This is a genomic window from Caulobacter sp. 05T431 (assembly GCF_056665975.1).
Genome location: NZ_JBFTKU010000001.1, coordinates 252854 through 277505, shown reverse-complemented (window position 1 = coordinate 277505; position 24652 = coordinate 252854). Strand labels below are relative to the sequence as shown.

At 69.9% G+C, this 24652-nt stretch carries 21 protein-coding genes; 10 read left to right on the top strand and 11 right to left on the bottom strand.

Going from position 1 to position 24652, the window contains the following annotated elements:
- The first annotated feature begins 4 nt into the window (after window positions 1–4).
- Window positions 5–1042, top strand: coding sequence for a DUF1176 domain-containing protein (locus AC1U89_RS01255; protein ID WP_479897828.1), 1038 nt, complete (start codon window positions 5–7; stop codon window positions 1040–1042).
- Between the two features lie 106 nt (window positions 1043–1148).
- A complete protein-coding gene (gene ahcY / locus AC1U89_RS01250; RefSeq protein WP_479897827.1) occupies window positions 1149–2540 on the top strand; it encodes an adenosylhomocysteinase in 1392 nt (463 codons plus the stop codon).
- A gap of 58 nt (window positions 2541–2598) precedes the next feature.
- Here the strand turns inward: ahcY and AC1U89_RS01245 are convergent, their stop codons facing one another.
- Window positions 2599–3921 carry a site-2 protease family protein gene (locus AC1U89_RS01245; RefSeq protein ID WP_479897826.1) on the bottom strand — a complete coding sequence of 441 codons (1323 nt, stop codon included), beginning with the start codon at window positions 3919–3921 and terminating at the stop codon, window positions 2599–2601.
- A 209-nt stretch (window positions 3922–4130) separates the two neighbouring features.
- On the opposite strand from AC1U89_RS01245, the gene AC1U89_RS01240 reads away from it, so the two are divergent.
- The 3 genes from AC1U89_RS01240 (at window position 4131) to AC1U89_RS01230 (ending at window position 7163) form a co-directional block, all read left to right on the top strand.
- Window positions 4131–4991 (top strand): pyridoxal kinase, encoded by an 861-nt coding sequence (locus tag AC1U89_RS01240; protein WP_479897825.1) that lies wholly within the window; start codon window positions 4131–4133, stop codon window positions 4989–4991.
- Between the two features lie 203 nt (window positions 4992–5194).
- On the top strand, window positions 5195–6334 hold the full coding sequence (locus AC1U89_RS01235; RefSeq protein ID WP_479897824.1) for a serine hydrolase domain-containing protein: 1140 nt from the start codon (window positions 5195–5197) through the stop codon (window positions 6332–6334).
- Between the two features lie 10 nt (window positions 6335–6344).
- Window positions 6345–7163 (top strand): transporter, encoded by an 819-nt coding sequence (locus AC1U89_RS01230; RefSeq protein WP_479897823.1) that lies wholly within the window; start codon window positions 6345–6347, stop codon window positions 7161–7163.
- A gap of 4 nt (window positions 7164–7167) precedes the next feature.
- On the opposite strand, the gene AC1U89_RS01225 is transcribed toward AC1U89_RS01230, so the two are convergent.
- The 5 genes from AC1U89_RS01225 to AC1U89_RS01205 form a co-directional block, all read right to left on the bottom strand.
- Window positions 7168–8595, bottom strand: a complete 1428-nt coding sequence (locus tag AC1U89_RS01225) for an MFS transporter (RefSeq protein WP_479897822.1) — start codon at window positions 8593–8595, stop codon at window positions 7168–7170.
- The gene (locus tag AC1U89_RS01220) at window positions 8592–9881 is read right to left on the bottom strand and encodes a serine hydrolase domain-containing protein (protein WP_479897821.1); all 1290 of its coding nucleotides are present in this window, start codon (window positions 9879–9881) and stop codon (window positions 8592–8594) included. Before AC1U89_RS01220 ends, AC1U89_RS01225 begins: the two co-directional genes overlap by 4 nt.
- Before the next feature lie 70 nt (window positions 9882–9951).
- Complete coding sequence (gene rarD, locus AC1U89_RS01215; RefSeq protein ID WP_479897820.1) at window positions 9952–10863, bottom strand: EamA family transporter RarD; 912 nt, start codon at window positions 10861–10863, stop codon at window positions 9952–9954.
- 104 nt (window positions 10864–10967) lie between these two features.
- Window positions 10968–11996 carry an aspartate-semialdehyde dehydrogenase gene (locus tag AC1U89_RS01210; protein ID WP_479897819.1) on the bottom strand — a complete coding sequence of 343 codons (1029 nt, stop codon included), beginning with the start codon at window positions 11994–11996 and terminating at the stop codon, window positions 10968–10970.
- Between the two features lie 157 nt (window positions 11997–12153).
- On the bottom strand, window positions 12154–13047 hold the full coding sequence (locus AC1U89_RS01205) for a LysR family transcriptional regulator (RefSeq protein ID WP_479897818.1): 894 nt from the start codon (window positions 13045–13047) through the stop codon (window positions 12154–12156).
- A gap of 105 nt (window positions 13048–13152) precedes the next feature.
- On the opposite strand from AC1U89_RS01205, the gene AC1U89_RS01200 reads away from it, so the two are divergent.
- The 3 genes from AC1U89_RS01200 to AC1U89_RS01190 all read left to right on the top strand — a co-directional run bounded on the left by AC1U89_RS01200 (window position 13153) and on the right by AC1U89_RS01190 (window position 16579).
- Window positions 13153–14148, top strand: a complete 996-nt coding sequence (locus AC1U89_RS01200; protein ID WP_479897817.1) for an aldo/keto reductase — start codon at window positions 13153–13155, stop codon at window positions 14146–14148.
- Between the two features lie 100 nt (window positions 14149–14248).
- Window positions 14249–15439, top strand: a complete 1191-nt coding sequence (locus AC1U89_RS01195; RefSeq protein WP_479897816.1) for a class I SAM-dependent methyltransferase — start codon at window positions 14249–14251, stop codon at window positions 15437–15439.
- Window positions 15440–15529: 90 nt separating this feature from the next.
- Entirely contained in the window at window positions 15530–16579 is a 1050-nt protein-coding gene (locus AC1U89_RS01190; RefSeq protein ID WP_479897815.1) for an alpha/beta hydrolase-fold protein, read from the top strand.
- A 43-nt stretch (window positions 16580–16622) separates the two neighbouring features.
- On the opposite strand, the gene AC1U89_RS01185 is transcribed toward AC1U89_RS01190, so the two are convergent.
- Both AC1U89_RS01185 and AC1U89_RS01180 read right to left on the bottom strand, forming a co-directional pair.
- Window positions 16623–17357 (bottom strand): HAD family hydrolase, encoded by a 735-nt coding sequence (locus tag AC1U89_RS01185; RefSeq protein ID WP_479897814.1) that lies wholly within the window; start codon window positions 17355–17357, stop codon window positions 16623–16625.
- A complete protein-coding gene (locus AC1U89_RS01180) occupies window positions 17354–17830 on the bottom strand; it encodes an SAM-dependent methyltransferase (RefSeq protein WP_479897813.1) in 477 nt (158 codons plus the stop codon). Before AC1U89_RS01180 ends, AC1U89_RS01185 begins: the two co-directional genes overlap by 4 nt.
- Before the next feature lie 122 nt (window positions 17831–17952).
- On the opposite strand from AC1U89_RS01180, the gene AC1U89_RS01175 reads away from it, so the two are divergent.
- A complete protein-coding gene (locus AC1U89_RS01175; protein WP_479897812.1) occupies window positions 17953–19368 on the top strand; it encodes an APC family permease in 1416 nt (471 codons plus the stop codon).
- Here the strand turns inward: AC1U89_RS01175 and AC1U89_RS01170 are convergent.
- Window positions 19365–20318, bottom strand: coding sequence for a DUF1176 domain-containing protein (locus AC1U89_RS01170; RefSeq protein ID WP_479897811.1), 954 nt, complete (start codon window positions 20316–20318; stop codon window positions 19365–19367). The two genes, AC1U89_RS01175 and AC1U89_RS01170, sit on opposite strands and share 4 nt — an antisense overlap.
- A gap of 64 nt (window positions 20319–20382) precedes the next feature.
- Entirely contained in the window at window positions 20383–22203 is a 1821-nt protein-coding gene (gene glmS / locus AC1U89_RS01165) for a glutamine--fructose-6-phosphate transaminase (isomerizing) (protein ID WP_479897810.1), read from the bottom strand.
- Window positions 22204–22365: 162 nt separating this feature from the next.
- On the opposite strand from glmS, the gene glmM reads away from it, so the two are divergent.
- Window positions 22366–23712 (top strand): phosphoglucosamine mutase, encoded by a 1347-nt coding sequence (glmM, locus tag AC1U89_RS01160; protein ID WP_479897809.1) that lies wholly within the window; start codon window positions 22366–22368, stop codon window positions 23710–23712.
- A 192-nt stretch (window positions 23713–23904) separates the two neighbouring features.
- Here glmM and AC1U89_RS01155 read toward each other — a convergent pair whose 3' ends face one another.
- Window positions 23905–24594, bottom strand: a complete 690-nt coding sequence (locus tag AC1U89_RS01155) for an alternative oxidase (protein WP_479897808.1) — start codon at window positions 24592–24594, stop codon at window positions 23905–23907.
- Window positions 24595–24652 lie beyond the last annotated feature (58 nt).

Sequence of the window (24652 nt, the reverse complement as noted above, 5' to 3'; positions counted from 1 at the left end):
TCGCATGAAAATCGAAATCCCGGTCCTGGCCTTGGCCACGCTCGCCCTGGTTCCCGTCGCGGCCCCCTTCKCGGCCCGAGCCGACGGGGTCGAAAGCTTCAAGGACTGGACGGTGGTCTGCGACAACCAGCGGGCCTGCACGGTCGTCGGCTTCGGGTCGGAGGAGGGCGAGTTGCCCGCCGTCCTGCGCCTGACCCGCGCCGGCGCGGCGGGGGCCCCGGCCAAGGTCGAGATCGACCAGTCCGACAGCGAGGCCGGCCTCGGGGGTAAGCCGCCGGTCCTGGCGGTCGACGACAAGGTGGTGCTGACCGCCCGGTCCAAGTCCCTGAGCGAGGCCGGCGGCTTCACCGTCGTGCTCGACGACGTCCAGGTGGGGCCGCTGCTGGGCGCGGCGCGCAACGGCGCGGTGCTGACGATCCGGGCCGGCGACAAGACGGTGGGCCAAGTGTCGCTGGCCGGCATGGTCGCGGCCCTGCGCTACGCCGACGACCAGCAGAAGCGGGTCGGCACGGTGACGGCCATGGTCGCCAAGGGCGCGACCCCGGCCTCCGGCGTCCCCGCCCCGCCGCCCGCCCCGGTGCTCCGCGCCGCGTCGGCCAGCGCCCAGACCAGCCTGCCGTCCAAGCCGCCCGCCGCGGTCCAGGCCCTGCTGCGCAAGGCCGAATGCGACGTCGGCCCAGACTGGCAAAGCCAGAAGCCGGAGGCCTATCGCCTGTCGGCCGACACGGTGCTGTGGCAGGTCCCCTGCAGCGGCGGGGCCTATAATTTCGACTCGCTGTTCGTGGTGGTCGACAAGGCGGGCAAGGCGGTGCTGGCCCCGCTGGAAGGCGTCGACGACGGCCTGGCCACCAACGCCGACTACGATCCCAAGACCCGCATCCTGTCGTCCTACAGCAAGGGGCGCGGGGTCGGCGATTGCGGCAATTCCAGCGCGTGGGTCTGGAGCGGCGAGGTCTTCGCCCTGTCCGAGGCCACCGTCATGCCGGTCTGCCGAGGCTACGGCTACGACTGGCCGACCGTCTTCCACGCCGAGGTGCGCTAACCGATCCCCGGCTGGCATATAAAGAAATCCTTATGCCTTAATTGCGAGAAGGGCCTGGGCGCGGTATAGACCGCGCAAGACCATCCCCCGACCGCAGGAGCCGACCGTGGCCGACTACATCGTCAAGGACATCTCGCTCGCCGATTTCGGCCGCAAGGAAMTCGCCATCGCCGAGACCGAAATGCCSGGYCTGATGGCCACCCGCGCCGAATACGGCCCGGCCCAGGTCCTGAAGGGCGCCCGCATCGCCGGCAGCCTGCACATGACCATCCAGACCGGCGTCCTGATCGAGACCCTGACGGCGCTGGGCGCCGAGGTCCGCTGGGCTTCGTGCAACATCTTCTCGACCCAGGACCACGCCGCGGCCGCCATCGCCGCCGCCGGCGTCCCGGTATTCGCCTTCAAGGGCGAGAACCTGGTCGAGTACTGGGAATACGCCCACAAGATCTTCGAATGGCATGACGGCGGCTATCCGAACCTGATCCTCGACGACGGCGGCGACGCCACCCTGCTGTGCGTGCTGGGCCCGAAGGCCGAGAAGGATCCGTCGATCCTGAACAACCCGCAGAACGAGGAAGAAGAAGCGCTCTACGCCGTGATGAAGCGCTACCTGGCCGAAAAGCCGGGCTTCTACTCGGCCATCCGCGACGCCATCGGCGGCGTGTCGGAAGAAACCACCACGGGCGTGCACCGCCTGTACCAGATGGCCGCCAAGGGCGACCTGCCGTTCCCGGCCATCAACGTCAACGACAGCGTCACCAAGTCGAAGTTCGACAACCTGTACGGCTGCCGTGAATCGCTGGTCGACGCGATCCGTCGCGGCACCGACGTCATGCTGTCGGGCAAGGTCGCGGTGGTCTGCGGCTACGGCGACGTGGGCAAGGGCTCGGCCGCCTCGCTGCGCCAGGGCGGCGCCCGCGTGATCGTCACCGAAATCGACCCGATCTGCGCCCTGCAGGCGGCGATGGAAGGCTATGAGGTCCAGACCCTGGACGACGTCGCCGACAAGGCCGACATCTACGTGACGGCGACCGGCAACAAGGACGTCATCACCGTCGACCACATGCGCCGGATGAAGAACAACGCCATCGTCTGCAACATCGGCCACTTCGACTCGGAAATTCAGGTCGCCGGCCTGAAGAACTTCAAGTGGGACGAGATCAAGCCGCAGGTCCACCACGTGGAATTCCCGGACGGCAAGAAGATCATCCTGCTGTCGGAAGGCCGCCTGGTGAACCTGGGCAACGCCACGGGCCACCCCTCGTTCGTGATGTCGGCCTCGTTCACCAACCAGACCCTGGCCCAGATCGAACTGTGGACCAACAAGTCGGCCTACAAGAACGACGTCTACACCCTGCCCAAGCACCTCGACGAAAAGGTCGCCTTCCTCCACCTGGAGAAGCTGGGCGCCAAGCTGTCGGTGCTGAGCAAGGAACAGGCCGACTACATCGACGTGCCGGTGAAGGGTCCGTTCAAGCCGGGTCACTACCGCTACTAAGCCTGGCTTCACGGCCAAGCCGGAAGGGCCCGCCGCGGAAACGCGGCGGGCCTTTTTGCTAGACGGCCGGGCGTTCCAGCGCGCGGTCCAGGATGTGGTCGCCCAGCCTTTCGGCCTCGGCCGCGCCGACGGCGTCCTGGCGCGCGCGCCGGGCCTCGGCCAGCCGCCGGGCGAAGGCGGCCTTGTCGGCGGGCGTCTCCAGTTCGGGAAGCGCCTGGGCCAGCAGCCCTTCGCCGACGTCGGCCTGGCCGCGGGCGGCCAGCCAAGCGCCATGGGTCCCCTTGATGGCCGGGACGTCGGGCAGCAGCGACAGGGCGACCTGGAGCTGCCGTTCGGCGAGGTCGAGATCGGCGTCGGGACCGGCGTTGATCGCCGCCCAGGCGATATTGCCGGCCATCCAGCCGGCCATGTACGCATGCCATTCGAACGGCCTGGGCGGTCCGGCCGGCGCTTCGGCGGCCAGGGCGCGATAGCGGGCCAGCGCCGCGCGATCGCCCTTCGCCTGGGCGACGCAGTGGACGACCATGCCCAGGGCGTACGGATCGTTCGGCCAGACCTTCAGCTGGGCCTCGAAGGCGTCGGCGGCCTCTGAAAAGCGGCCGGCCAAGGTCAGGCGCTGGGTCTGACGGAGCATGGGGAACCGCTCGTTGGCGTCGGGCGCGGGCTTGCGCAGCAGCGCCAGGATCAGGGCGCCGTCCGAGGGGTGGTCGACGCCCTTGGTCGGCCACAGCGCGTTGAGCGCCATCAGCAGGTTCAGGAACAGCCAGCCGACGACGACCGCCCCCGCCAGGCCCCCCACGGCGCCGTCCGCGAACGGAAAGAGCGCGGCCGCCACGACCGCCGCCGCCAGGTTGGCCAGGGCGCCGCCGAGGTAGCACACGCCGCTGCGCCAACGGCTGGCCCCCTCGGGCGGGATGAACAGGGTCAGCCCGCCCAGCGCCGCGTAGCGATGGATCGACCAACGGACGCCCCAGACGCGGCGCGCTAAGGCCACGGGGCCGCGGCCGACCTGCGCGTCGACCACGTCGAAGCCGACCGCCTTGGCGGCCAGGACGTGCCCGGATTCGTGAACCAGGATGGCCAGCGGGCGGGCGAGGACCAGGGTCAGCCAGAGCAGGACGCCGAAAGCGAAGCCGCCGTCCAGGCTGCACCACCAGGCGATCGCGGCCGAGGTGAACAGCTGAAAGAACCAGCTATGCCAGTAGGCGCGATCGGCTCCGGCCTGATAGGGCTTGCACCCGAAGCAGACGTGACCCCGACGGCCGAACACGCCGCCGCGCTCGACGCGGAACGACGAGGCGACGGCGGATCGGAAACCGCACTGGCGGCAGCGGCGCGTCGCGCCCGCACGGAGAGGGCCGTCCGAAATGAAACCAAGCATGGCCTTAGCCTGTCCATGGTCAGGCTTGGCGAGTCAACGCCGCCGCCCGCCAGGCGCGCGCCAGGCGCGCGCCTGGCGGCCTTTTCCTTGGGCGGTTGAGCAAGGTCTGGGATGCTCGGGCAAAGACATACCGATGTTATGCGGTCAGTCGCCGATCATGGCCCAGCTTGCCCTATTCAAGTCCCCAATGCTCGGCTAAGCCGCTAGTCATGCCGCTCGCTTTGATCATCTCCAGCCATGTCGCCGGCAGCCGGGTCGGCGCGTCGGCCCAGGCCGCCGCCCTCGTGCAGTTCCGCATCGACTCGATGGTCGTGCCGACGGTGCTGTTCGGCCGCCATCCCGGCTGGGGCATCCCCGGCGGCGCCCCCGCGCCCATCGAGGTGATGGAGGGCATGCTGGACGGCATCGAGGCCAATGGCCTGTTCGGCCTGACCGACATGGTCATCACCGGCTATTTCGCCAGCGCCGCCCAGGTGCGCGCCGCCGCCCGGACCATCGACGCCGTCCGCGCCGCGCCGCGCGAGAACCCGCCCCAGGGCGCGACGGCCCGCAAGCCGACCGTGATCGTCGACCCCACCATGGGCGACGCCGGCAAGGGCCTCTACGTCCCCGCCGAGGTGGCCGAGGCCATCGCCAGCGACCTGATCCCGCGCGCCGACATCGTGGCCTGCAACGCCTGGGAGCTGCAGCGCCTGACCGGCACGGACTCGCGCGACCCCCACGCGGCGGTGCGCGCCGGCCGCCTGCTGGGCAAGCCGACCCTGGTGTCGTCCGTACACAGAGGAAATGAGATCGGCGTGGTCTATGTCGACCGCAAGGAGGCCTGGCTGGCCGCCCACGCCAAGGCCGAACGTTCGCCCAGCGGCACCGGCGACCTGCTGACCGCCCTCTACGCCGCCTCGATCCTGGAAGGCCAGACCATCTCGTACGGCCTGGCCCGCGCCGTGGGCGGCGTGGCCGAGACGGTGACGGCGGCCAATATCTGGAACGCGCCCGAACTACCGATCGTGGCCATGGCCGCGCGGATCAAGCAGACCTCACCGACCGTGCGGATCGAGCGGCTGGCCTAGAGGTAGCGACCACAATTTCAGCCCGTCATCCCGGGCCTTGTGCCCGGGACCCCTCTGTCCGCCGCAAGTGCGGAGGTGTGGCGCGCTGGCGCGCCATTGTACTTCACATGCGAGCTGAACCAGGGGTTCCGGGCACAAGGCCCGGGATGACGGTGTTGTGGTGGCGGGTGACAAGCTGAACGGCGGTGGAGTAGAGCAAACCCATGACCGTCGACATCACCGGCTTCTGCCCCGATCGCTTCTCCGCCGTCAAAGACGCCTTCGCCGCCAACTTCGACTCCGCATCCCCTGGGGGCGGCGAGCTGGGGGCGCGGTTCAGCCTGGCGATCCACGGAGAGGTCGTGGTCGACCTGATGGGCGGTTTCGCCGACCGCAAGCGCGAGGTCGCCTTCGGGCCCGACACCCTGACCCCGCTGTTCTCGACCACCAAGGCCGTCGCCGCCCTGCTGATCGCCCGCCTGGTCGACCAGGGCCGGCTGTCCTACGACCAGACCGTCGCCTCGGTCTGGCCGGAGTTCGCCCAGGCCGGCAAGCAGGACGTCACGGTCGGCCAGGTGATGTCGCACCAGGACGGCCTGTCGGGCTTCCCGGACGAGGTCGACCCGGCCATCTGGTTCGACTGGGAGGCCACGACCGCCAAGCTGGCCGCCATGGCCCCGCTGTGGCCGATCGGCTCGGCCAGCGGCTACCACCCGGTGACCTTCGGCTTCACGGCCGGCGAGATCTTCCGCCGCGTCGACGGCCGGACCATGGGGACGGCGCTGCGCGAGGACCTGGCCCAGCCGCTGGACCTGGATATCTGGATCGGCCTGCCCGACAGCGAGCACGCCCGCTGCGCCGAGCTGATGCGCCCCACGGGCCTGCCGCAGTTCGGGGCGATGAACGAGGCGGTGAAGGCCGCCTTCATGACCAAATGGGCCGCGCCCGGCGGCCGCGGTACGGCCGAGTGGCGCCGGGCCGAGATTCCGTCGGCCAACGGCCACGCCACGGCTCCCGCCCTGGCCCGGCTGATGGGCGCCCTGGCTTCGGGCGGCGAGCTGGACTGCGTGCCGGTGCTGTCGCCGGCGGTGATCGCCCAGGCCAGCGCCGAGCGGATCGTCGGCCAGGACCTGGTCCTGCCCTATGTGATCAGCTGGGGCGCGGGCTTCATGCGCAATACGCCCAACTTCTTCTACGGCCCGACGGCGGAGGCCTTCGGCCACAGCGGCTGGGGCGGCTCGTGCGCCTTCGCCGACCCGTCGCGCGGCGTATCCGGGGCCTATGTGATGRACAAGCAAGGCACGGAGCTGATCGGAGATCCGCGCGCCGTGCGTTTGATCCAGGCGGCGTACACGGCGCTCTAGGGAGACGGACATGGCCAAGGCCGCAATCGTCAGCGTCGCCGGTCTGGCCTGGCTCCTGGCCTCGGCGGCCCACGCCCAGGATGCGGCCCAGGACACGGGACGTGACTTCTGCGCCGACCGGCCCGGCAAGGGCTCGCCGCCCTGCGTGCTGGACGCCGGCCGCTTCCAGGCCGAGCTGGGCCTGGTCGACCGCGCCTGGACCCGGGGCGGCGGGACGTCGAGCGACGACAACTCCTTCGGAACCCTGGAGCTGCGGCTGGGCCTGTCCGACCGCGTCGAGGGCCAGCTCAGCTGGAACGCCTACGAGCGGATCCACGACAAGGACCACGGCGCGAGCTCCACCGCCGACGGCGTCGGCGACCTGGGCCTGGCCCTGCGCTGGTCGCTGCTCAATCCCGGCGGCGACGGCGTCTCGGTCGCCCTGCAGCCGTTCGTCACCGCGCCGGTCGGATCGGACCAGATCGGCGACGGGACCTGGCTGGGCGGCGTGATCCTGCCCGTTTCGCTGCCGCTGAACGCCGACTGGTCGCTGGCCCTGTCGCCGGAAGTCGACGTCCGCGCCGACGCCGACGGCTCGGGCCGCCACGGGGGCTTCGGCGGCGCGGTGGGGGTCGGGCGGTCGTTCGGGCCGGTGGCCCTGGGCGTCGAGCTGTGGGCCGACCGCGACGAGGACCCGTCCGGCCACGTCACCTCGGCCAGCTTCGACCTGACCGCCGCGTGGACCCCGACCGCGCTGAAGGACGTCCAGCTGGACGCCTCGGCCTATGTGGGGCTGAACCACGACACGCCGGACCTGGAGCTGGCGGTGGGCGTGGCCAAGCGGTTCTAGGGCTCTAGGCCTTTGGGGCGCGGGGCTTGCCCTCGATCATCAGCGCCCCGACGATCCCCGCCACGACCGCCATCAGCGCGCTGATCCCCATCACCCAGGGGTAGCCGGACGGGCCCGGCGCGAAATAGATCAGGCCCAGCACCGCCACCGCCAGCAGGCCGGCGATCCGGGCCACGGCGTTGTTGATCCCCGAGGCGACGCCGGCGTGGCTGGCGGCAACGGCGCTCATCACCGTGTTGGTCAGGGGCGCGACGGCGATGGTCATGCCCAGGGCCACGGTCAGCAGGCCGGGCAGCACGCCGGTCCAGAAGCCCGAACCGATCCACGGCCCGCTCAGCAGGGCGAAGCCGATCCCCGCCAGGATCGGTCCGACCGTCAGCATGGGCCGCGCCCCGAAGCGGGCCGACAGGCGCCCCGCCACGCCCGACAGCGTCCCCATGACCAGCGAGAACGGCAGCAGGGTCGCCCCCGCGGCGGCGGCCGCATAGCCGTGGCGGGCGATCAGCTCGTAGGGCAGGAAGAACAGCGCCCCGGTCAGGCCGAAATACAGCGCCAGGGTCAGGAGGTTGGCGCCGCTGAAGGTCCGCGAGCGGTAGAGCGCCAGCGGCATCATCGGATGCGCCTCGCGGGCCTGGCTGAACAGGAAGCCGGCCAGCAGGGCCGCGCCGGCCGCCAGGGCGCCCCAGACGGCCGGGCTGGTCCAGCCGCGCTGTCCCGCCGCCGTCAGACCCCAGGTCACCGCGCCCAGGCCGGCGGCGGCCAGCACCGCGCCGCGCCAGTCCAGGCGCTCGACCTCGGGGTCGCGGCTCTCGCGCACGGCGGCCAGGGCCAGCCAGACGGTCGCCACGGCCAGCGGGATGTTGATCAGGAAGATGGCGCGCCACGAGACGTGGTCGACCAGCCAGCCGCCCAGCACCGGCCCGATCGCCGTGGTCACCGCCCCGAACCCGGCCCAGGCCCCGATCGCCCCGCCGCGCTCCTTGTCGTCGAAGGTGGAGCCCAGGATGGCCAGGCTGGCCGGGACCAGCAGGGCCGCGGCGATCCCCTGCACGGCGCGGGCGGCGATCAGCCAGCCGGCGTCCGGGGCCAGGGCGCAGCCCAGCGAGGCGGCGGCGAACAGGCAGACCCCGATCACGAACACCCGCCGCCGGCCGTAGCGGTCGCCGGCCGAACCGCCGATCAGCACCAGGGCGCCCAGCAGCAGCAGGTAGGCGTTGACGATCCACTGCACCTGGGCGGCGTCGGCCTTCAGCGCCGCGCGCATGGCCGGCAGGGCGACATTGACCACCGAGCCGTCGATGAAGGCCATGCTCGAGCCCAGCACCGTGGCGGCCAGGGCCAGGCGCTTGCGGGGCGCGGGACCCTCGCTCTCGGGACAGGGGTGGGCCCGGACGACGCCGTCGTCGCAGGGCGGGTGCTGGGCTCCGATCATCGACGCAACCGCGCTGCCATGGCTTCCTCCTGACGGGTCAGCTTGGAGCGTCCCCGATTGCGTTCCAGCGGCGCGGCCTGGCCGGTCAGCAGATAGGCCAGGCCCGTGCCGCGCGCGGGATCGACCCATAGGCCCGAGGTCAGGCCGTAGGCGTCGCCCGCATGGCCGATCCAACCTTCGCAACCGTCGAAAGGATTGTCGCTTCCCGCTGTGCCGGTCAGCGTCTGGACGCCCAGGCCGTAAGCGCGGATCAGGCCGCCATAGCCTTCGCCGTTCGGTCGGGCCGGATCGAAACGCCAGGTCGGCGCAGCCATGGCGGCGAAGGTCTCCGGCTTGAGGATCGGCGCGCCGTGTCGGGCCAGCAGCCGTCCGACGGCCGCCAGGTCGACGACCGAGGCCCGCAGCCCGCCCTGGGGCCCGAACACGAAGCCGTTCTCGCCGGGCTGGTAGCTGTCCAGAGCCCGCCCCGCCGCCTCGGGCGCGACGCGGACAGCGACCTCGGGGGCCGGCGGCAGGGTCTGGTCGAGCTGGGCGACCCAGGGCCCGGCCGCGTCCCAGGGCCCGTCGTCCGACGGGGCCTTGCGATAGAGCACCGCGCGGCGGTCGCGATCCGCCTGGGCGACGCCGCTCCAGTTGAAGCCGCCCCTGACGCCCAGCGGTTCCAGCACCCGGGCGGTCATGAAGCGGTCGAAGCGCTGGCCCGACAGCCGCTCGATCAGCTGGGCGACCACGGCGTAGTTGACGTCGGCATAGGCGAACCAGTCGCCCGGGGCCTCGCCGGCCGGGCCGAACCAGGCCCCGTCGTCCCACTGGGCGCCGCCGGGCGTCAGGGCCGCGCTCAGGGGGCGGCCGAAGGCGACGGGATAGCTGGGGCCGTTGCGCAGGCCGCTGGTGTGCGACATCAGCCGGCGCGGGGTGATCGCCGCCTGGGGGAAGCGCGGATGGCGCAGGGACCAGCCGAGGATGTCGGAAACCTCGTCGTCCAGCCCGACCTTGCCGGCCTCGACCAGGGTCATGAAGCCCAGGGCCGTGACCAGCTTCGAGATCGAGGCGATGCGGGCAGGGGAGTCCGCCGCCATCGGCCGGCCGGTCGCGACGTCGGCCAAGCCGCGCGCCACGGTCGTTGCCGTGGGCTTCGACGCGTCCTTGAACGCCGCGCCCGCCAGACCCGGAACCGCGGCGCCCGGATCGCCGGCCCCGGCCAGCAGGTCGTCCAGCGGGTCGCGCGCCGCGCCGGTCAGGGCCAGGGCGCCGCCGGCGGCGAGCAGGGAACGTCGGGTGGGCATGCGGCGGCTCTCCTCAAGCCCGGCAGCCTAGCCGAGTTCCCCGCGCCGTCACCCCCGGGGACGTCGCCGATCAGGCCGCCGCCACCGCTCGGGTCCGCTTCCAGGCTCCATAGGCGAACACCGCCACGCCCGCCCAGATGAAGCCGAACGACAGGGCCCGCAGCGGGGTGAAGGCCTCGCCCAGCGCCACGCCGATCAGGAACTGCAGGGTCGGGGCGATGAACTGCAGGAAGCCCATGGCGCTGAGCGGCATGCGCCGGGCCGACCAGGCGAACAGGGCCAGGGGCACGACGGTGGCCGGTCCGGCCAGGGCCAGCAGGGTGGTGACGCCCGCGCCCGTGGCGAAGTGGCTGGCGCCCGTCGCCTGCAGGTGCAGCACGTAGATCAGGCCCGGGACGGCCAGGTAGGCGCATTCGATGAACAGGCCCGTTTGGGCGTCGGCCTTCACCTGTTTGCGCAGGATGGCGTAGAGGCAGAAGCTGAAGGCCACGCCCAGCGAGATGATCGGCAGGTGACCCAGGGCCGCCGTCTGGATCGCCACCCCGATCACGGCCAGGGCGATAGCGACCGCGCCCTCGCGGCTGATCCGCTCGCGGAACAGCAGGGCGCCGGCCGCCATGTTCATCAGCGGGTTGATGTAATAGCCCAGGCTGGCCTCGATCACGTGGCCGGCGGTGACCGCGAACACGTAGATCGACCAGTTGATGAAGATCGCCGCCGTGCTCAGGGCCAGGATCCCCAGGGTGCGGGGCTGGCGCAGCACCGCCGCCACCTGGCCGCCCTGGCGGGCCAGCAGCACGGCGAGAAAGGCCCAGGGCGCGGCCCACAGGGTGCGGTGCGCGACCATCTCCCACGGGCCGACGCCCAGGTTCGACAGCAGGTGGAAATAGAGCGGGAGGAAGCCCCACAGCAGGTAGCAGCCCACCCCGGCGATCAACGCCGTCCGGGCTTCGTCTGGGCTCTTGGTCAAATCCGCCGACATCGCTTCGTGTCCCCTCGAATCGTAGATCGCAAATGAAAAGGGCTCCCGGGACCTGATGTCCCGGGAGCCCTGAAATCGTCCACCCGCTTGTTGCGGACGGCGGCTTAGGCCGGGAGTTTCTGCTTGATCAGGCCCTTTTCATGCAGCAGCTGGGCGATCTGCACGGCGTTCAGGGCCGCGCCCTTGCGCAGGTTGTCGGCCACGCACCAGAGGGCGATGCCGTTCTCGACGGTCGGGTCGGTGCGGATGCGCGAGACATAGACCGGGAACTCGCCGGCCGCTTCCTTGGGCGTCATGTAGCCGCCGTCCTCGCGCTTATCGACCACCTGTACGCCGTCGGCGTCGCGCAGGATCTCGCGGACGTCGTCCTCGTCCAGCGGGGTCTCGAACTCGATGTTCACGGCTTCGGCGTGGCCCACCATGACCGGCACGCGCACGGCGGTGGCGGTCAGCTTGATCGACGGATCCAAGATCTTCTTGGTTTCCATCATCATCTTCCACTCTTCCTTCGTGTAGCCGTCCTCCATGAACACATCGATGTGGGGGATGACGTTGAAGGCGATCTGCTTGGTGAACTTCTTGGGCGGCGGCGCGCCGAGGACGTAGACGCCCTTGGTCTGCTCCCACAGCTCGTCCATGCCTTCCTTGCCCGCGCCCGAGACCGACTGGTAGGTCGAGACGACCACTCGCTTGATCTTGGCTTCGGCGTGCAGGGGAGCCAGCACCACCACCAACTGCGCGGTCGAGCAGTTGGGGTTGGCGATGATGTTCTTGGGCAGGCTGTTGACGGCGTCCGGGTTCACTTCCGGCACCACCAGCGGCACGTCCGGGTCCATCCGGAAGTGGCTGGAATTGTCGATGACGATCGCCCCGGCCGCGCCGATCTTCTCGCCCCAGGCCTTCGAGATCGCCCCGCCCGCGCTCATCAGCACGATGTCGACGGTCGAGAAGTCGAAGGTCTCCAGGTCCTCGCAGCGGAGGATCTGGCTGCCGAACGAGACTTCCACGCCGATGGATTTGCGGCTCGCGATCGCATGCATCTTGTCCACGGGGAATTTCACTTCCTCGAGGATGTTGAACATCTCACGGCCCACATTGCCCGTGGCGCCGACCACGGCGACCCGGTAACCCATCGCAGCCTCCAATTTCAAACTTGAGCCCGCCGTCGACGGCGGGAGCGGTCCCGTTACGCCCGGGAAGGCGCATAAGCAAGGACAGGCTTTCTAATGCGACGCTTAGCGCGGAGCGTTCGGGGAAGATTTCACCCGGCGTGGACGGGTTCTGCACGCCCTATTTCCGCTCGGCCTTTACGAAGTCCACGAACGCCCGCAGCGGCGCGGGCATGTGGCGGCGGCTGGGATAGTAGAGATAGGGCCCGCTGAACGGTGGCAGCCAGTCCTCGAGCACGGTCTCCAGCCTTCCGGCGGCGATCGAGCCGGCGACGAAGCCCTCGAAGGTGGCCAGCAGGCCGACGCCCGCCTCGCAGGCGGCCAGTTCCAGCTCGCCGCTGTTGGTGACCAGCGGCCCCTCGGGCTGGACGCGGATCACCTCGCCGTCCTTCTCGAACTCCCAGGCGTAGCTGGCCCCGCTGGGGAAGCGATGGCGGATGCAGGGGTGGTTCAGCACCTCGCGCGGATGGGTCGGCCGGCCGCGCGCGGCGAAATAGGCCGGCGAGCCGACCACGACGAACCGCTGCGGGCCGGCCAGGGGCACGGCGATCATGTCCTTCTCCAGCCGCTCGTCGTAGCGCACGCCGGCGTCGTAGCCGGCCGCCAGCACGTCGACGAAGGCGTCCTCGGCGGTGATCTCGAGCCGCACGCCCGGATGGGCCGCCAGGAAGCGCGGGATCAGGTCGGGGAAGACGATCCGCGACACCGCCCCCGGCACGTTCAGCTTCAGCACGCCGGTCGGGCTGTCGCGGAAGGCGTTGACCTCGTCCAGGGCCAGGGTCACGTCGGCCAGGGCGGGCGTCAGCCGGGCCAGCAGCCGCTCGCCGGCCTCGGTGGGGGTGACGCTGCGGGTGGTGCGGTTCAGGAGGCGCACGCCCAGGTCCGCCTCCAGCCGCCGCAGGGCTTCCGACAGCGACGAGGCCGACACCCCGCGCTGGGCGGCCGCGCCCCGGAAGCTGCGGGCCCGGGCCACGGCGGTGAAGGCGGCGAGATCGGCGAGGTCGGGTTGGGCCATTGTGCGATTTTCCGAACGGCTCGTGCGGTGATGAACGGATTATCGCACGCGAGGCGGCGGCGCATAGTCCCCGCCATAGACACCGCCCCCTTCGGAGACTTCCCCATGCAAACGCGTCAACTCGGCAAGACCGGCCCCGTCGTCTCGGCCCTGGGCCTGGGGGCCATGGGCATGTCGGGCATGTACGGCCCGTCCGACCGCGCCGAGAGCCTGGCCACGATCGACGCCGCCCTGGAGGCCGGGATCACCCTGATCGACACCGGCGACTTCTACGGCATGGGCCACAATGAAATGCTGATCGGCGAGGCGCTGAAGGGCGGCAAGCGGGACAAGGCGATCCTCAGCGTCAAGTTCGGGGCCCAGCGCGATCCCGGCGCCGGCTGGATCGGCTTCGACGGCCGCCCGGCGGCGGTGAAGACCTCGCTGGMCTACACGCTGCAGCGCCTGGGCGTCGACCACATCGACATCTACCGCCCCGCGCGCCTGGACCCCAACGTGCCGATCGAGGACACGGTCGGGGCCATCGCCGAGATGGTCCAGGCCGGCTTCGTGCGCCACATCGGCCTGTCGGAGGTGGGCGTCGAGACCATCCGCAAGGCCCACGCCGTCCATCCGATCGTCGACCTGCAGATCGAGTACGCCATCATCACGCGGAGCGTGGAGGACAAGATCCTGCCGGTCCTGCGCGAGCTGGGCATCGGCATGACCGCCTACGGCGTCCTGTCGCGCGGCCTGATCAGCGGCCACTGGGACAAGGACCAGGGCAAGGCCCAGGGCGACTTCCGCGCCTATTCCCCGCGCTTCCAGGGCGACAATGTCGACAGGAACCTGGCCCTGGTCGAGGCCCTGCGGACCATCGCGGCGGCCAAGGGCGTCAGCGTCGCCCAGATCGCCATCGCCTGGGTGGCCGCGCAAGGGCAGGACATCGTGCCGCTGGTCGGGGCCCGCACCCGCGCGCGTCTCGCCGAGTCGCTGGGCGCGCTGGACGTCACCCTGTCGGCCGACGACCTGGCCGCCATCGAACGGGCCGTGCCCAAGGACGCGGCGGCGGGCACGCGCTACGCCGAGGCCCAAATGGCGCACCTGGACAGCGAGCGCTGACGGGTCAGCCTCCCTGGTCTTGGCGCTCGCGTTTTCAAGGGTGAGCGGATGAAAATTTCGGCCTGTTCTCGGCCGCGAAGCTGGGTTTAGCTTCGCGGCCATGATCGAAGCTCTGCTGAAGAAGATGGTCAAGGTCGGCGACCTGACCATCCACCTGCCCAACGGTTCGACCACCAAGGCCGGCGACGGCTCGGGCCCGCCGGTGGCGATGCGGGTCAACGCCCGCGGCCTGCGCCGCCTGGTGGCCAATCCCAGCCTGGGCCTGGGCGAGGCCTATATGGAAGGCGACCTGAAGATCGAGCAGGGGACCCTGTGGGACCTCCTGGAGATCGTCGGCAGGAGCGGCGGGCGCACGCCCAAGCGCGGCACGCCGGTCACCCGGGCCCGCAAGGCGATCAAGCGCACCGTGCAGTCGGTCAACGACCGCATCGCCTCGCGCCGCAACGTCGCCCACCACTACGACGTGGGCAACGAGCTCTACAAACGCTTCCTCGACACCGACATGCAGTACAGCTGCGCCTATTTCGCGCGGCCGGACATGACGCTGGAAGAGGCCCAGGCCGCCAAGAAGGCCCATATCGGCGCCAAGCTGAACATCACGCCCGGCATGAAGGTGCTGGACATCGGCTCGGGCTGGGGCGGCATGTCCCTGACCCTGGCGGCCGACCACGGGGCGCGGATGACGGGGGTCACCCTGTCGACCGAACAGCTGGCCCTGGCCAGGGAGCGCGCCGAAAAGGCGGGGCTGTCGAACCAGGTCGAGTTCCGCCTGACCGACTATCGCGACCTGGACGAGACCTTCGACCGCATCGTCTCGGTGGGCATGCTGGAGCACGTCGGCGCGCCGAACTTCCAGACCTATTTCGAGACGGTCAAGCGCCTGCTGGCCGACGACGGCAGCGCGGTGATCCACGCCATCGGCCGCATGTCCGGCCCCGGCGCGACCAACGCCTTCACGGCCAAGTACATCTTCCCCGGCGGCTACATCCCGGGCCTGTCGGAGATCGTGAAGGCCGTCGAGGCCGCGGGCCTGTGGATCACCGACATCGAGATCCTGCGCCTGCACTACGCCGAGACCTGCAAGCACTGGCGGATGCGCTTCCTGGCCGATCCGGACATCCCCACGATGTTCGACGAGCGGTTCCGGCGGATGTGGGAGTTCTACCTGTGCGGGGCCGAGCTGGGCTTCCGCTACGGCGGCCACATGGTCTTCCAGATCCAGGTGGCCAAGAAGGTCGGGGCCCTGCCGATCACCCGGGACTACATGTTCGAGGGCGAGCGGCGCGCCTAGCGGCGCCACGAATGCGCCCGATTGCCGGGCGTTGATGATCCTTAGTTGAGTGGCGTGGCGTTCTCCCTGGGTGTGACACGGAGAGTCCCGATGATCCGGCTCGGCCTGCTGCTGACGGCCTTCATGACCCTGCTGGCCACCACGCCGGCCCTGGCCCAGAGCCAGGTGCGCGACTTCGTCGTCGCGTCCAAGGCTTTTGACGGCAACAAGGTGGGCGTCAGTCCGCAGCGGCGGGTGCGGGTCTACCTGCCCGACGGCTACGACGCCTCGGGCCGGCGCTACCCGGTGGTCTACTGGCTGCACAACCTGTTCGAGGACGAGCGCCCGGCCTTCGACCGGGACGGCTTCGCCGCCCTGCTCGACAAGGCAATCGCCGCCGGGGCCATCCCGCCGGTGATCGTGGTCGCCGCCGACTTCAGCACCCCGCTGGGCAGCTCGATCTATACCAGCTCGCCGGTGACCGGTCGCTGGGACGACTTCATGGTCAGCGAACTTGTTCCGTGGGCGGACAAGCAGTTCCGGACCCTGGCGACCCGGGACTCACGCGGCCTGGCCGGCGACCGCATGGGCGGCTACGGCGCGATCGCCTTCGGCATGCGCCACGCCGACGTGTTCGGTTCGGTCTACGCCCTCCACCCGGTCGGCACGGGCCTGGGCCTGCAGACCATGTCCTCCCGACCCAACTGGGACCTGATCCAGAACGCCAGGTCGCTGGACGACCTGAAGGCCGACGGCTTCTCGCAGCTATTCGTGGCGATCTACCAGGCCCACCTGCCCAATCTCGACAGGCCGCCGCTCTATGCCGACCTGCCGGCGCGCAAGGGGCCGGACGGGCGCATGACGGTTGACATGAAACTGACCGCCAAGCTGCAGTCGAGCTTCCTGCTGGGCCAGAACCTGCCGCGCTACGCCGACAACCTGAAGACCCTGCGCGGGTTCAAGTTCGACTGGGGCCGCAACGACCCCAATCCCGACCACGTGGTCTCCAACCAGGCGTTCTCGCGAGCCCTGGTCGAGTTCGGCGTGCCGCACGAGGCCGAGGAATATGTCGGCGGCTGGGGCGACCGCACCTGGGGCGAAACGGGGCGGGTTTATACCGACATGCTGCCGTTCTTCGGGCAGAAGCTGGTCTACGAATGAGACCGGCGCCCGAGCGCCGGTGGACCTTCCCGCTCGCGGACGCTCAGGATTCGATCAGCTCGGAAATCGCCCGGATGGTCCTGTCCGGCCGCACCGGGCTGTCTTCGGGCAGGCCCTTGCCGTGGGGGTCGTGCCAGATCGCGAAGATGCCGAGCCTCTGCGGCGCGGCCACCTCCCATTCCAGGTGATCGCCCACCATCCAGGTCTCGTGCGCCTCGACGCCCAGGGCGCTCATGGCGTGGAGATAGGCCCGTTCATCGGGCTTGCCGAAGTCGTGCTCGCCTTCAATCTGGATGTGGTCGAACAGCGGCGCCAGCGCGAACCGTTCGACCTTGGCGCGCTGGGTCGCGGTTCCGCCGTTGGTGACGAGCGCCAGCAGGACGCCACGCGCCTTCAGCGTTTCGATGGTTTCCCGGGCGCCGGGAAAGAACGCGGTCAACTCGTCGCGGAAGGCCGTGAACCGCGCCGCGACGCGCTGCGCCAGGTCCGGAGACAAGGACGTCGAACCGGTGGCCGCGAACGTTTCGGCGATCACCTGCCGGCGCGCCTCGGGCACCCCAAACCGCGCGACCTTGTGGCGCTCCGGATCCGACCAGAACGCGGCGAGCGCGGCGTCCAGCCGCTCGGCGATCTCGTCCGGAAGGAAAGGCTGCAATTCGGACGCGAACTCACGGGCGACGCGTTGGAGGATCTCCAGCCTCTGACCCGCCGCCAGGATGGTGTCGTCGAGATCGAAGAGAATCGCACGCGGCAGCGTGGCGGGGGGCGTCCGGCTCACCAGTAATCCTTCATGATCTCCCGCGCCCAGTCGGGCTCGCGGTGTTCGCCGCGCGGGGCGAAGCCGGCCATGACGGGCTTGAGGTCCAGCACCGGCGTGCCGTCGATGGCGTCCAGGCCCCGCACCTCCAGCGACAGGCCGTCCACCGCCACGATGTCGCAGACCGTAACCCCGATGCGGTTGGGCCGGTTCTTGCCGCGCTGGGCGAAGATGCCGACCTTGGGCCAGGCGGTGTTGCCGCGCGGATGGCGGGCGCCGGTGACGATCTGGTCGTCGGTGACCTTGTCGAAGACATAGACCACCTCGACGTGGCTGAAGGCGTCCAGCCCGGCCAGGGCCTCGGCGTCGAAGCGGGCGGGGTCCAGGTCGATGCGGGCGCGGCTTTGGCCCCAGTCGTCGTCCTCGGGAACGTCGCGACCGCCTCTAACGAAACCAATGGGGACCACGCCGATCGGCGTCATGGTGATGGACATGGCTTCCTCCGCCTTCAGCCCAGCTTCGGCGGCGAATCCCGCGAAGGCAAGTTGATGTCGCGGGCCCGGCGAGGCTAGGTTGCCGCCGTTTTCCAGACCCCCCAAAGACTCCGAGGGACTCCATGGGCCAGTTTCGCGCGGCCGACCTTCTTCGCCGCAAGCCCGTGGGCCGGGTCATCGCCGAAGGCGGCGAGCATCTGCCCGAGGAGAGCCTGGACCGCTCGATCGGCCTGTTCCAGCTGACCATGCTGGGCGTCGGGGCCACGATCGGCACCGGCATCTTCGTGGCCCTGACCACGGCCGTGCCGGCCGCCGGTCCCGCCGTGATCGTCTCGTTCGTGATCGCCGGGATCACCGCGGCCCTGACGGCCCTGTGCTACGCCGAGCTGGCCTCGACGATCCCGGTGTCGGGGTCATCGTACAGCTACGCCTACGCCACCCTGGGCGAGTTCACCGCCTTCCTGGTCGGGGCGTGCCTGCTGCTGGAATACGCCGTCTCGGCCTCGGCCATCGCCGTGGGCTGGGGCCAGTACCTGAACGAGATGTTCTCCGACCTGATCGGCTGGCGCATGCCCGACGCCATCGCCAAGGCGCCCGGGGCGGGCGGGGTGTTCAACTTGCCGGCCGTGGTGCTGGTCGGGTCATGCCTGATCCTGCTGCTGCGTGGGGTGAAGGAGTCGGTGACGGTCAACGCGATCCTGGTGGTGCTCAAGCTCCTGGTGCTGCTGTTCTTCGTGGTCATCGCCTTCAGCGGCTTCCACGCCCACAACCTGCAGCCCTTCGCCCCGATGGGCATGGCGGGGATCGGGGCGGCGGCCTCGTCGATCTTCTTCTCCTATATCGGCATCGACGCGGTCTCGACCGCCGGCGACGAGGTCAAGGACCCGCGACGCACCCTGCCGCTGGGCATCATCTTGTCCCTGCTGATCGTGACCGGCGTCTACATCCTGGTGGCCCTGGCCGCCGTCGGGGCCCAACCCTGGACGGCCTTCGCGGGCCAGGAGGCGGGGCTGGCGGTGATCCTGCGCAACCTGACCGGCCAGGCCTGGACCTCGCTGATCCTGTGCGTCGGGGCCATCGTCTCGATCTTCTCGATCACCCTGGTGGTCATGTACGGCCAGACCCGCATCCTCTACGCCATGAGCCGCGACGGCTTGCTGCCATCCGTGTTCCAGCGGGTGAACCGCAAGACCCAGAGCCCCGACCTCAACACCTGGATCGTCGCGGCCTTCATCGCTTTGCTGGCCGCCTTCGTGCCGCTGGACACCCTKGTCAACCTGACCAGCATGGGCACCCTGATCGCCTTCGCCATCGTCTCGCTGGGGGTGATCATCCTGCGGCGCACCCAGCCGAACCTGCCGCGCGGCTACCGCGTGCCGTTCTATCCTGTGGTGCCGATGTTCAGCGTCGCCGCCTGCGCCTACCTGATCTCCGGCCTGCCGCTGGACACCTGGCTGCTGTTCGCGGCCTGGGCGGCGGCGGCGTGCGTGGTCTATTTCGGCTATTCGGTGCGCAAGTCGAAGCTGGCGGGCGCCTAGCGGGCGTCGATCACCCGCACCCGCCGGGTGGACGGCCAGAGGCCGCGCGGAACGCCCACGCAGTCGGTCATCTTGGTCTGGCGGGCCATGCGGAACCGCGTCCCGTCCCAGACCCACTCGGTCTCCGCGCCGCACGAGCCCAGCCGATATTCGCCATCCTGGGGAGCCGACAAGGTCCGGGTCCTGGAATCGTAGGTCGCGCCGGCCAGGGCTTCGCTGTCGTCCTCGCTGACGTCCTCGATCTCGGGCCCGGGGATGGCGCGTCCGGTTTCGTCGAGCAGCTGGAGGCTCGTATAGCTCTGGCTCACGTCCGCGAAGGGGCGGCAACTGGTGTCGGCCAGGATCTTGCCGGGCGACAGGCGCGACAGGAAAGGTCCTTCGCACAGCGTGTTCTCCGAAGGCGTCGCCTTCGGCAGGTGGGCCTGGCTGACGACTGGGGCGCGCCGGATCACGGGACGCCGGGGGTCGGGACCCCTGTCCTGGATCCACAGCAGCGCCGCGGCGCTGCCCTTCAGCGACAAGGTCTGACCCGGAACGAGCTTGCCGTCGACATAGGTCTCGAACGACAGGCCCTGGGCGATCGTCTTCCGGAAGGCGACGACTTCGGCGGCCGGGATCGTGGTCCGCCGCATCGACTGATCGTCCGCCGCGGACTGGAGCGGATGCGTCCAGATCGCCTTGCCGCCAGGGCCGACCACCTTCAGCGCGATCGTCTTGGGCTCGCTCCCTGAGGTCGACACGCCGAAATGCGCCGACCATTGGCCGTCGGCGGATCGCCGCAGCAGGAGATAGCTCGGCCTGGCCCAGCCGCCGGCGCTAGTCCAGGCGGAGCATTCGCCGATATCGTCGCAGACGGCGGACCATCCCTCGAAGCTGGTCGAACCGGCCTGGGCGCGCGCCTCGCCGAAGCCCAGCGCCGCGATCAGCAGCGCACCCCATATCGCCCGCACGCCGCTCCCCCTTGTTCCGAGCGGAGCTTCCGGCCTGTACAGCCTAGGGTCAAGCCGTGGCGCGCTACTCCACCGTCACCGACTTGGCCAGGTTGCGCGGCTGATCCACGTCCGCCCCCTTCACCACGGCCACGTGGTAGGCCAGCAGCTGGATCGGGGCCGACATCACCAGGGTCGAGACCAGCGGGTCGCTGGCCGGGGCGGTGACCACCACCCGGGCGCCGGCCGGGGCGTGCTTGGCGCCTTCGGGGTCGGTGATGAACACCACCTGGCCGCCGCGCGCCATGACCTCGCTCATGTTCGAGGCCGACTTCTCGAAATAGCTGTCGAAGGGGGCCAGGATGATGATCGGGGTCTTGTCGTCGACCAGGGCGATCGGGCCGTGCTTCAGCTCGCCGGCGGCGTAGCCCTCGGCATGGATGTAGCTGATCTCCTTCAGCTTCAGCGCGCCTTCCAGGGCCAGGGCCGACATCGGGCCGCGACCTAGGAACAGCACGTCGCGGGCCTTGGCGATGTCGACGGCGATCTCCTTCAGCGCGTCCTCCAGGCCGATGGCCTCGGCGATCAGGCGCGGGGCCTCCAGCATCAGCCGGACCATCCGCTGCTCCTCGGCCGCGTCGATCGTCCCGCGCGCCTTGGCGGCGGCGACGGCCAGGGCGATCATCACGCTGACCTGGGCGGTGAAGGCCTTGGTCGAGGCCACGCCGATCTCCGGGCCGCAATGGATCGGCCAGACCACGTCGACCTCGCGGGCCATGGTGGATTCCTGGGCGTTGACCACCACGGCGCTCTTCATGCCCTTGGCCTTGCAGTAGCGCAGGGCCGCCAGGGTGTCGGCCGTCTCGCCCGACTGCGACATGGCGATGACCAGCGAGCCCGGCCGCAGGGCCGGCTGGCGGTAGCGGAACTCCGAGGCGATCTCGACGTCGACCGGCAGGTCGGCCAGCTGCTCGATCAGGTACTTGCCGATGACGCCGGCGATGTAGGACGTGCCGCAGGCGACGATCTGGATGCGCTCCAGGGCTTTGAAGTCCAGGTCGCCGGGCATGGCCGCGCGGCTTGTCAGGGCGTCGACATAGGCCGAGATCGTGCGCTGGCAGCCCTCCGGCTGATCATGGATCTCCTTCTCCATGAAGTGCCGGTAGTTGCCCTTCTCCATCATCACGGCCGAGGCGGGGACCACCTTGACGGGTCGTTGCGCCGGCGCGCCCGAGGCGTCGAAGATGCGGGCGCTGTCGTGGTCGATGGCCACGTAGTCGCCCTCCTCCAGATAGATCACCCGGTTGGTGAAGGGGCCCACCGCCAGGGCGTCCGAGCCCAGGAACATCTCGCCCTGGCCCTCGCCCACCACCAGCGGGCTGCCGCGCCGCGCGCCCAGGATCAGGTCGTCGGCGCCCTCGATCAGCACGGCCAGGGCGTAGGCGCCGGTCAGGCGGTCCAGCGCGGCCTTGAAGGCCTCCAGCGGGGCCAGGCCCGTGGCCAGCTCGGCGTCGATCAGCTGGGCGATGACCTCGGTGTCGGTGTCGCTCTCGAAGGTGCGGCCGGTGGCGGCCAGCTCGGCCTTCAGCTCGGCGAAGTTCTCGATGATGCCGTTGTGCACCAGGGTGACGCGGCCGGCGGTATGGGGGTGGGCGTTCTTGACGTTGGGCGCGCCGTGGGTGGCCCAGCGGACATGGCCGATGCCGTTCTGGGCGGCCAGCGGCTCTTCGGCGAGCAGGGCCTCCAGGTTCTTGATCTTGCCCTGGGCCCGTCGGCGCTCGACCTTGCCTTTGACGACGGCGGCGACGCCGGCCGAGTCATAGCCGCGATATTCCAGCCGCTTGAGGCTGTCGATCAGCCGGTCCGAGACGGGCGCTTTGCCGACGATGCCGATGATGCCGCACATGGGCCATGATCCTTTGGAAAACGCGCCGGTGAGGACTATTGCTACCGTCGCGGGATATTTCGAGCGCCGCCTTTAGCATTCGCTTATCGGCGACCCACATAAATCTGCATTTCGGATCGTTTCGCGGTCCGATGAAGGCCTAATCGAGACGCAGTGAAGATCATGAGCAAGCGCGCCTATTTCGGCACCGACGGCATCCGCGGTCAGGCCAACAAGCACCCGATGACCGCCGAGGTCGCCCTGCGCGTCGGCCTGGCGGCGGGCAAGCTGTTCCGCTCGCAGGACGACCGCCGCCACCTGGTGGTGATCGGCAAGGACACCCGGCTGTCGGGCTACATGATCGAGCCGGCCCTGGTCGCCGGCTTCGCCAGCGTCGGCATGGACGTGCGGCTGTTCGGCCCGCTGCCCACCCCGGCCGTCGCCATGATGACCCGCTCGATGCGCGCCGACCTGGGCGTGATGATCAGCGCCTCGCACAACGATTTCGCCGACAACGGCATCAAGCTGTTCGGCCCCGACGGCTACAAGCTGTCGGATGAGCAGGAGCTGAAGATCGAGGCCCTGATGGACGAGGGCCTGCAGGAAGGCCTGGCCTCGCCGCGCGATCTGGGCCGGGTCAAGCGCGTCGACGACGCCCAGGCGCGCTACATCGAGATCGTCAAAGCGACCTTCCCGCGCCATCTGAGCCTGGCGGGCCTGCGCATCGTCATCGATTGCGCCCACGGCGCGGCCTACAAGGTCGCCCCCGAAGCCCTCTACGAACTGGGCGCCGAGGTGTTCCCGGTCGGGGTCGCCCCCAACGGGACCAACATCAACGCCGAATGCGGTTCGACCCATCCCGAGACCATGGCCCGGCTGGTGCGCGAATACCGCGCCGACATCGGCATCGCCCTGGACGGCGACGCCGACCGCCTGGTGATCTGCGACGAGAAGGGCGTGGTGGTCGACGGCGACCAGATCATGGCGATCATCGCCCTGGCCCTGGCCAAGGCCGACAAGCTGAAGGCCGGCGGCGTGGTGGCCACGGTGATGTCCAACCTCGGCCTCGAGCGGCTGATGAGCGACAACGGGCTGAAGCTGGAGCGCACCAGCGTCGGCGACCGCTATGTGATGGCCCGCATGCGCGAGGGCGGCTTCAACATCGGCGGCGAGCAGTCGGGCCACGTGATCCTGTCGGACTTCTCGACCACGGGCGACGGTCTGATCGCGGCCCTGCAGGTGCTGGCGGTGATGATCGAGACCGGCAAGCCGATGAGCGCCCTGGGCCGCCAGTTCGAGCCGGTGCCGCAGCTTCTGGAGAACGTCCGCTTCGCCGGCGGCAAGCCGCTGGAGCACAAGAGCGTCAAGGAGGCCATCGCCGACGGCGAGAGCCAGCTGAACGGCACGGGTCGCATCGTCGTCCGCCCGTCCGGCACCGAGCCCCTGATCCGCATCATGGCCGAGGGCGACGACCCGGCGCTGGTCAAGAAGGTGGTGAAGTCGATCGTCTCGGCGGTGAAGGCGGTCTAGGGCGCTCGATACCCGGCGTTGAGCGGGTCGACCGTTCTCCGCCGTTCCCTTTCAGCCGTCATTCCGGGCACAAGGCCCGGAATGACGGATGTTGGGTCGGGCGCAGCTCCATGTCGCTACGCTCCCAGACAGCGCAACGCCCCGAGGGGGACTCCTCGGGGCGCGCGCGGGGCCTGAGCTGGGAGGCTGGCGTCAGGCCGCCGCTTTCCAGTTCGGCTCCAGCACCACGTGCGGCGGGCAGGGGGCGATGTCGCCCTGCGGCAGGCCGCGGAGTTCATTGGCAAAGCCGTGGTTGACGTCGCGGTGATGGGCCTCGTCGGCGCGGACCACCTCGACCACGTCCCGCAGGGTGGAGCCGGCGGGCAGGTTCCAGTAGTCCAGCGCGATTTGGGGCGCCGGCACGTTGGCGCTGCGGCCCTCGTCGATCTCGGCGAGGTAGTGGGTGTAGCTGATCACCGCCTCCTCCTCGAAGTAGCCGACCACGCGGTGGGCGGTCTTGGAGCTGACCAGGTAGAGGCCGAAGAAGAACAGGTAGAACACCCACTGGGCGGCGACGACGACGAAGCGCTCGAACAGGGTGGGCTTGGCGACCTCGATGAAGGTCATCAGGTGCATCCGCTCGTTCTCGGCCTCGTCCATCAGGGTCTTGATCCAGCCCTTGTCGCCTTCCATCCGGCGCAGGCATTTCAGGTGGGTCAGCGTCGCGCCGACCATGCCGGGCACGGCGGCCACGGTCTCCAGGACCACGGCCCGGTGGCCGTAGCGCTTGGCGAAGAAGGTGTCGGCGCAGAAGCGCAGCAGCTTGACGAAGCCATAGGCGACGCGGTCCGAAGCGCCGGCGGGCTTGTGGTGGACGGTCAGGTCGATGGCTGGGCTGGTCATGATGTTTCCCCGGAAGGGCCGGTCCGCCTCGGGCCGGTCATGACGCCTTGGTACGCTT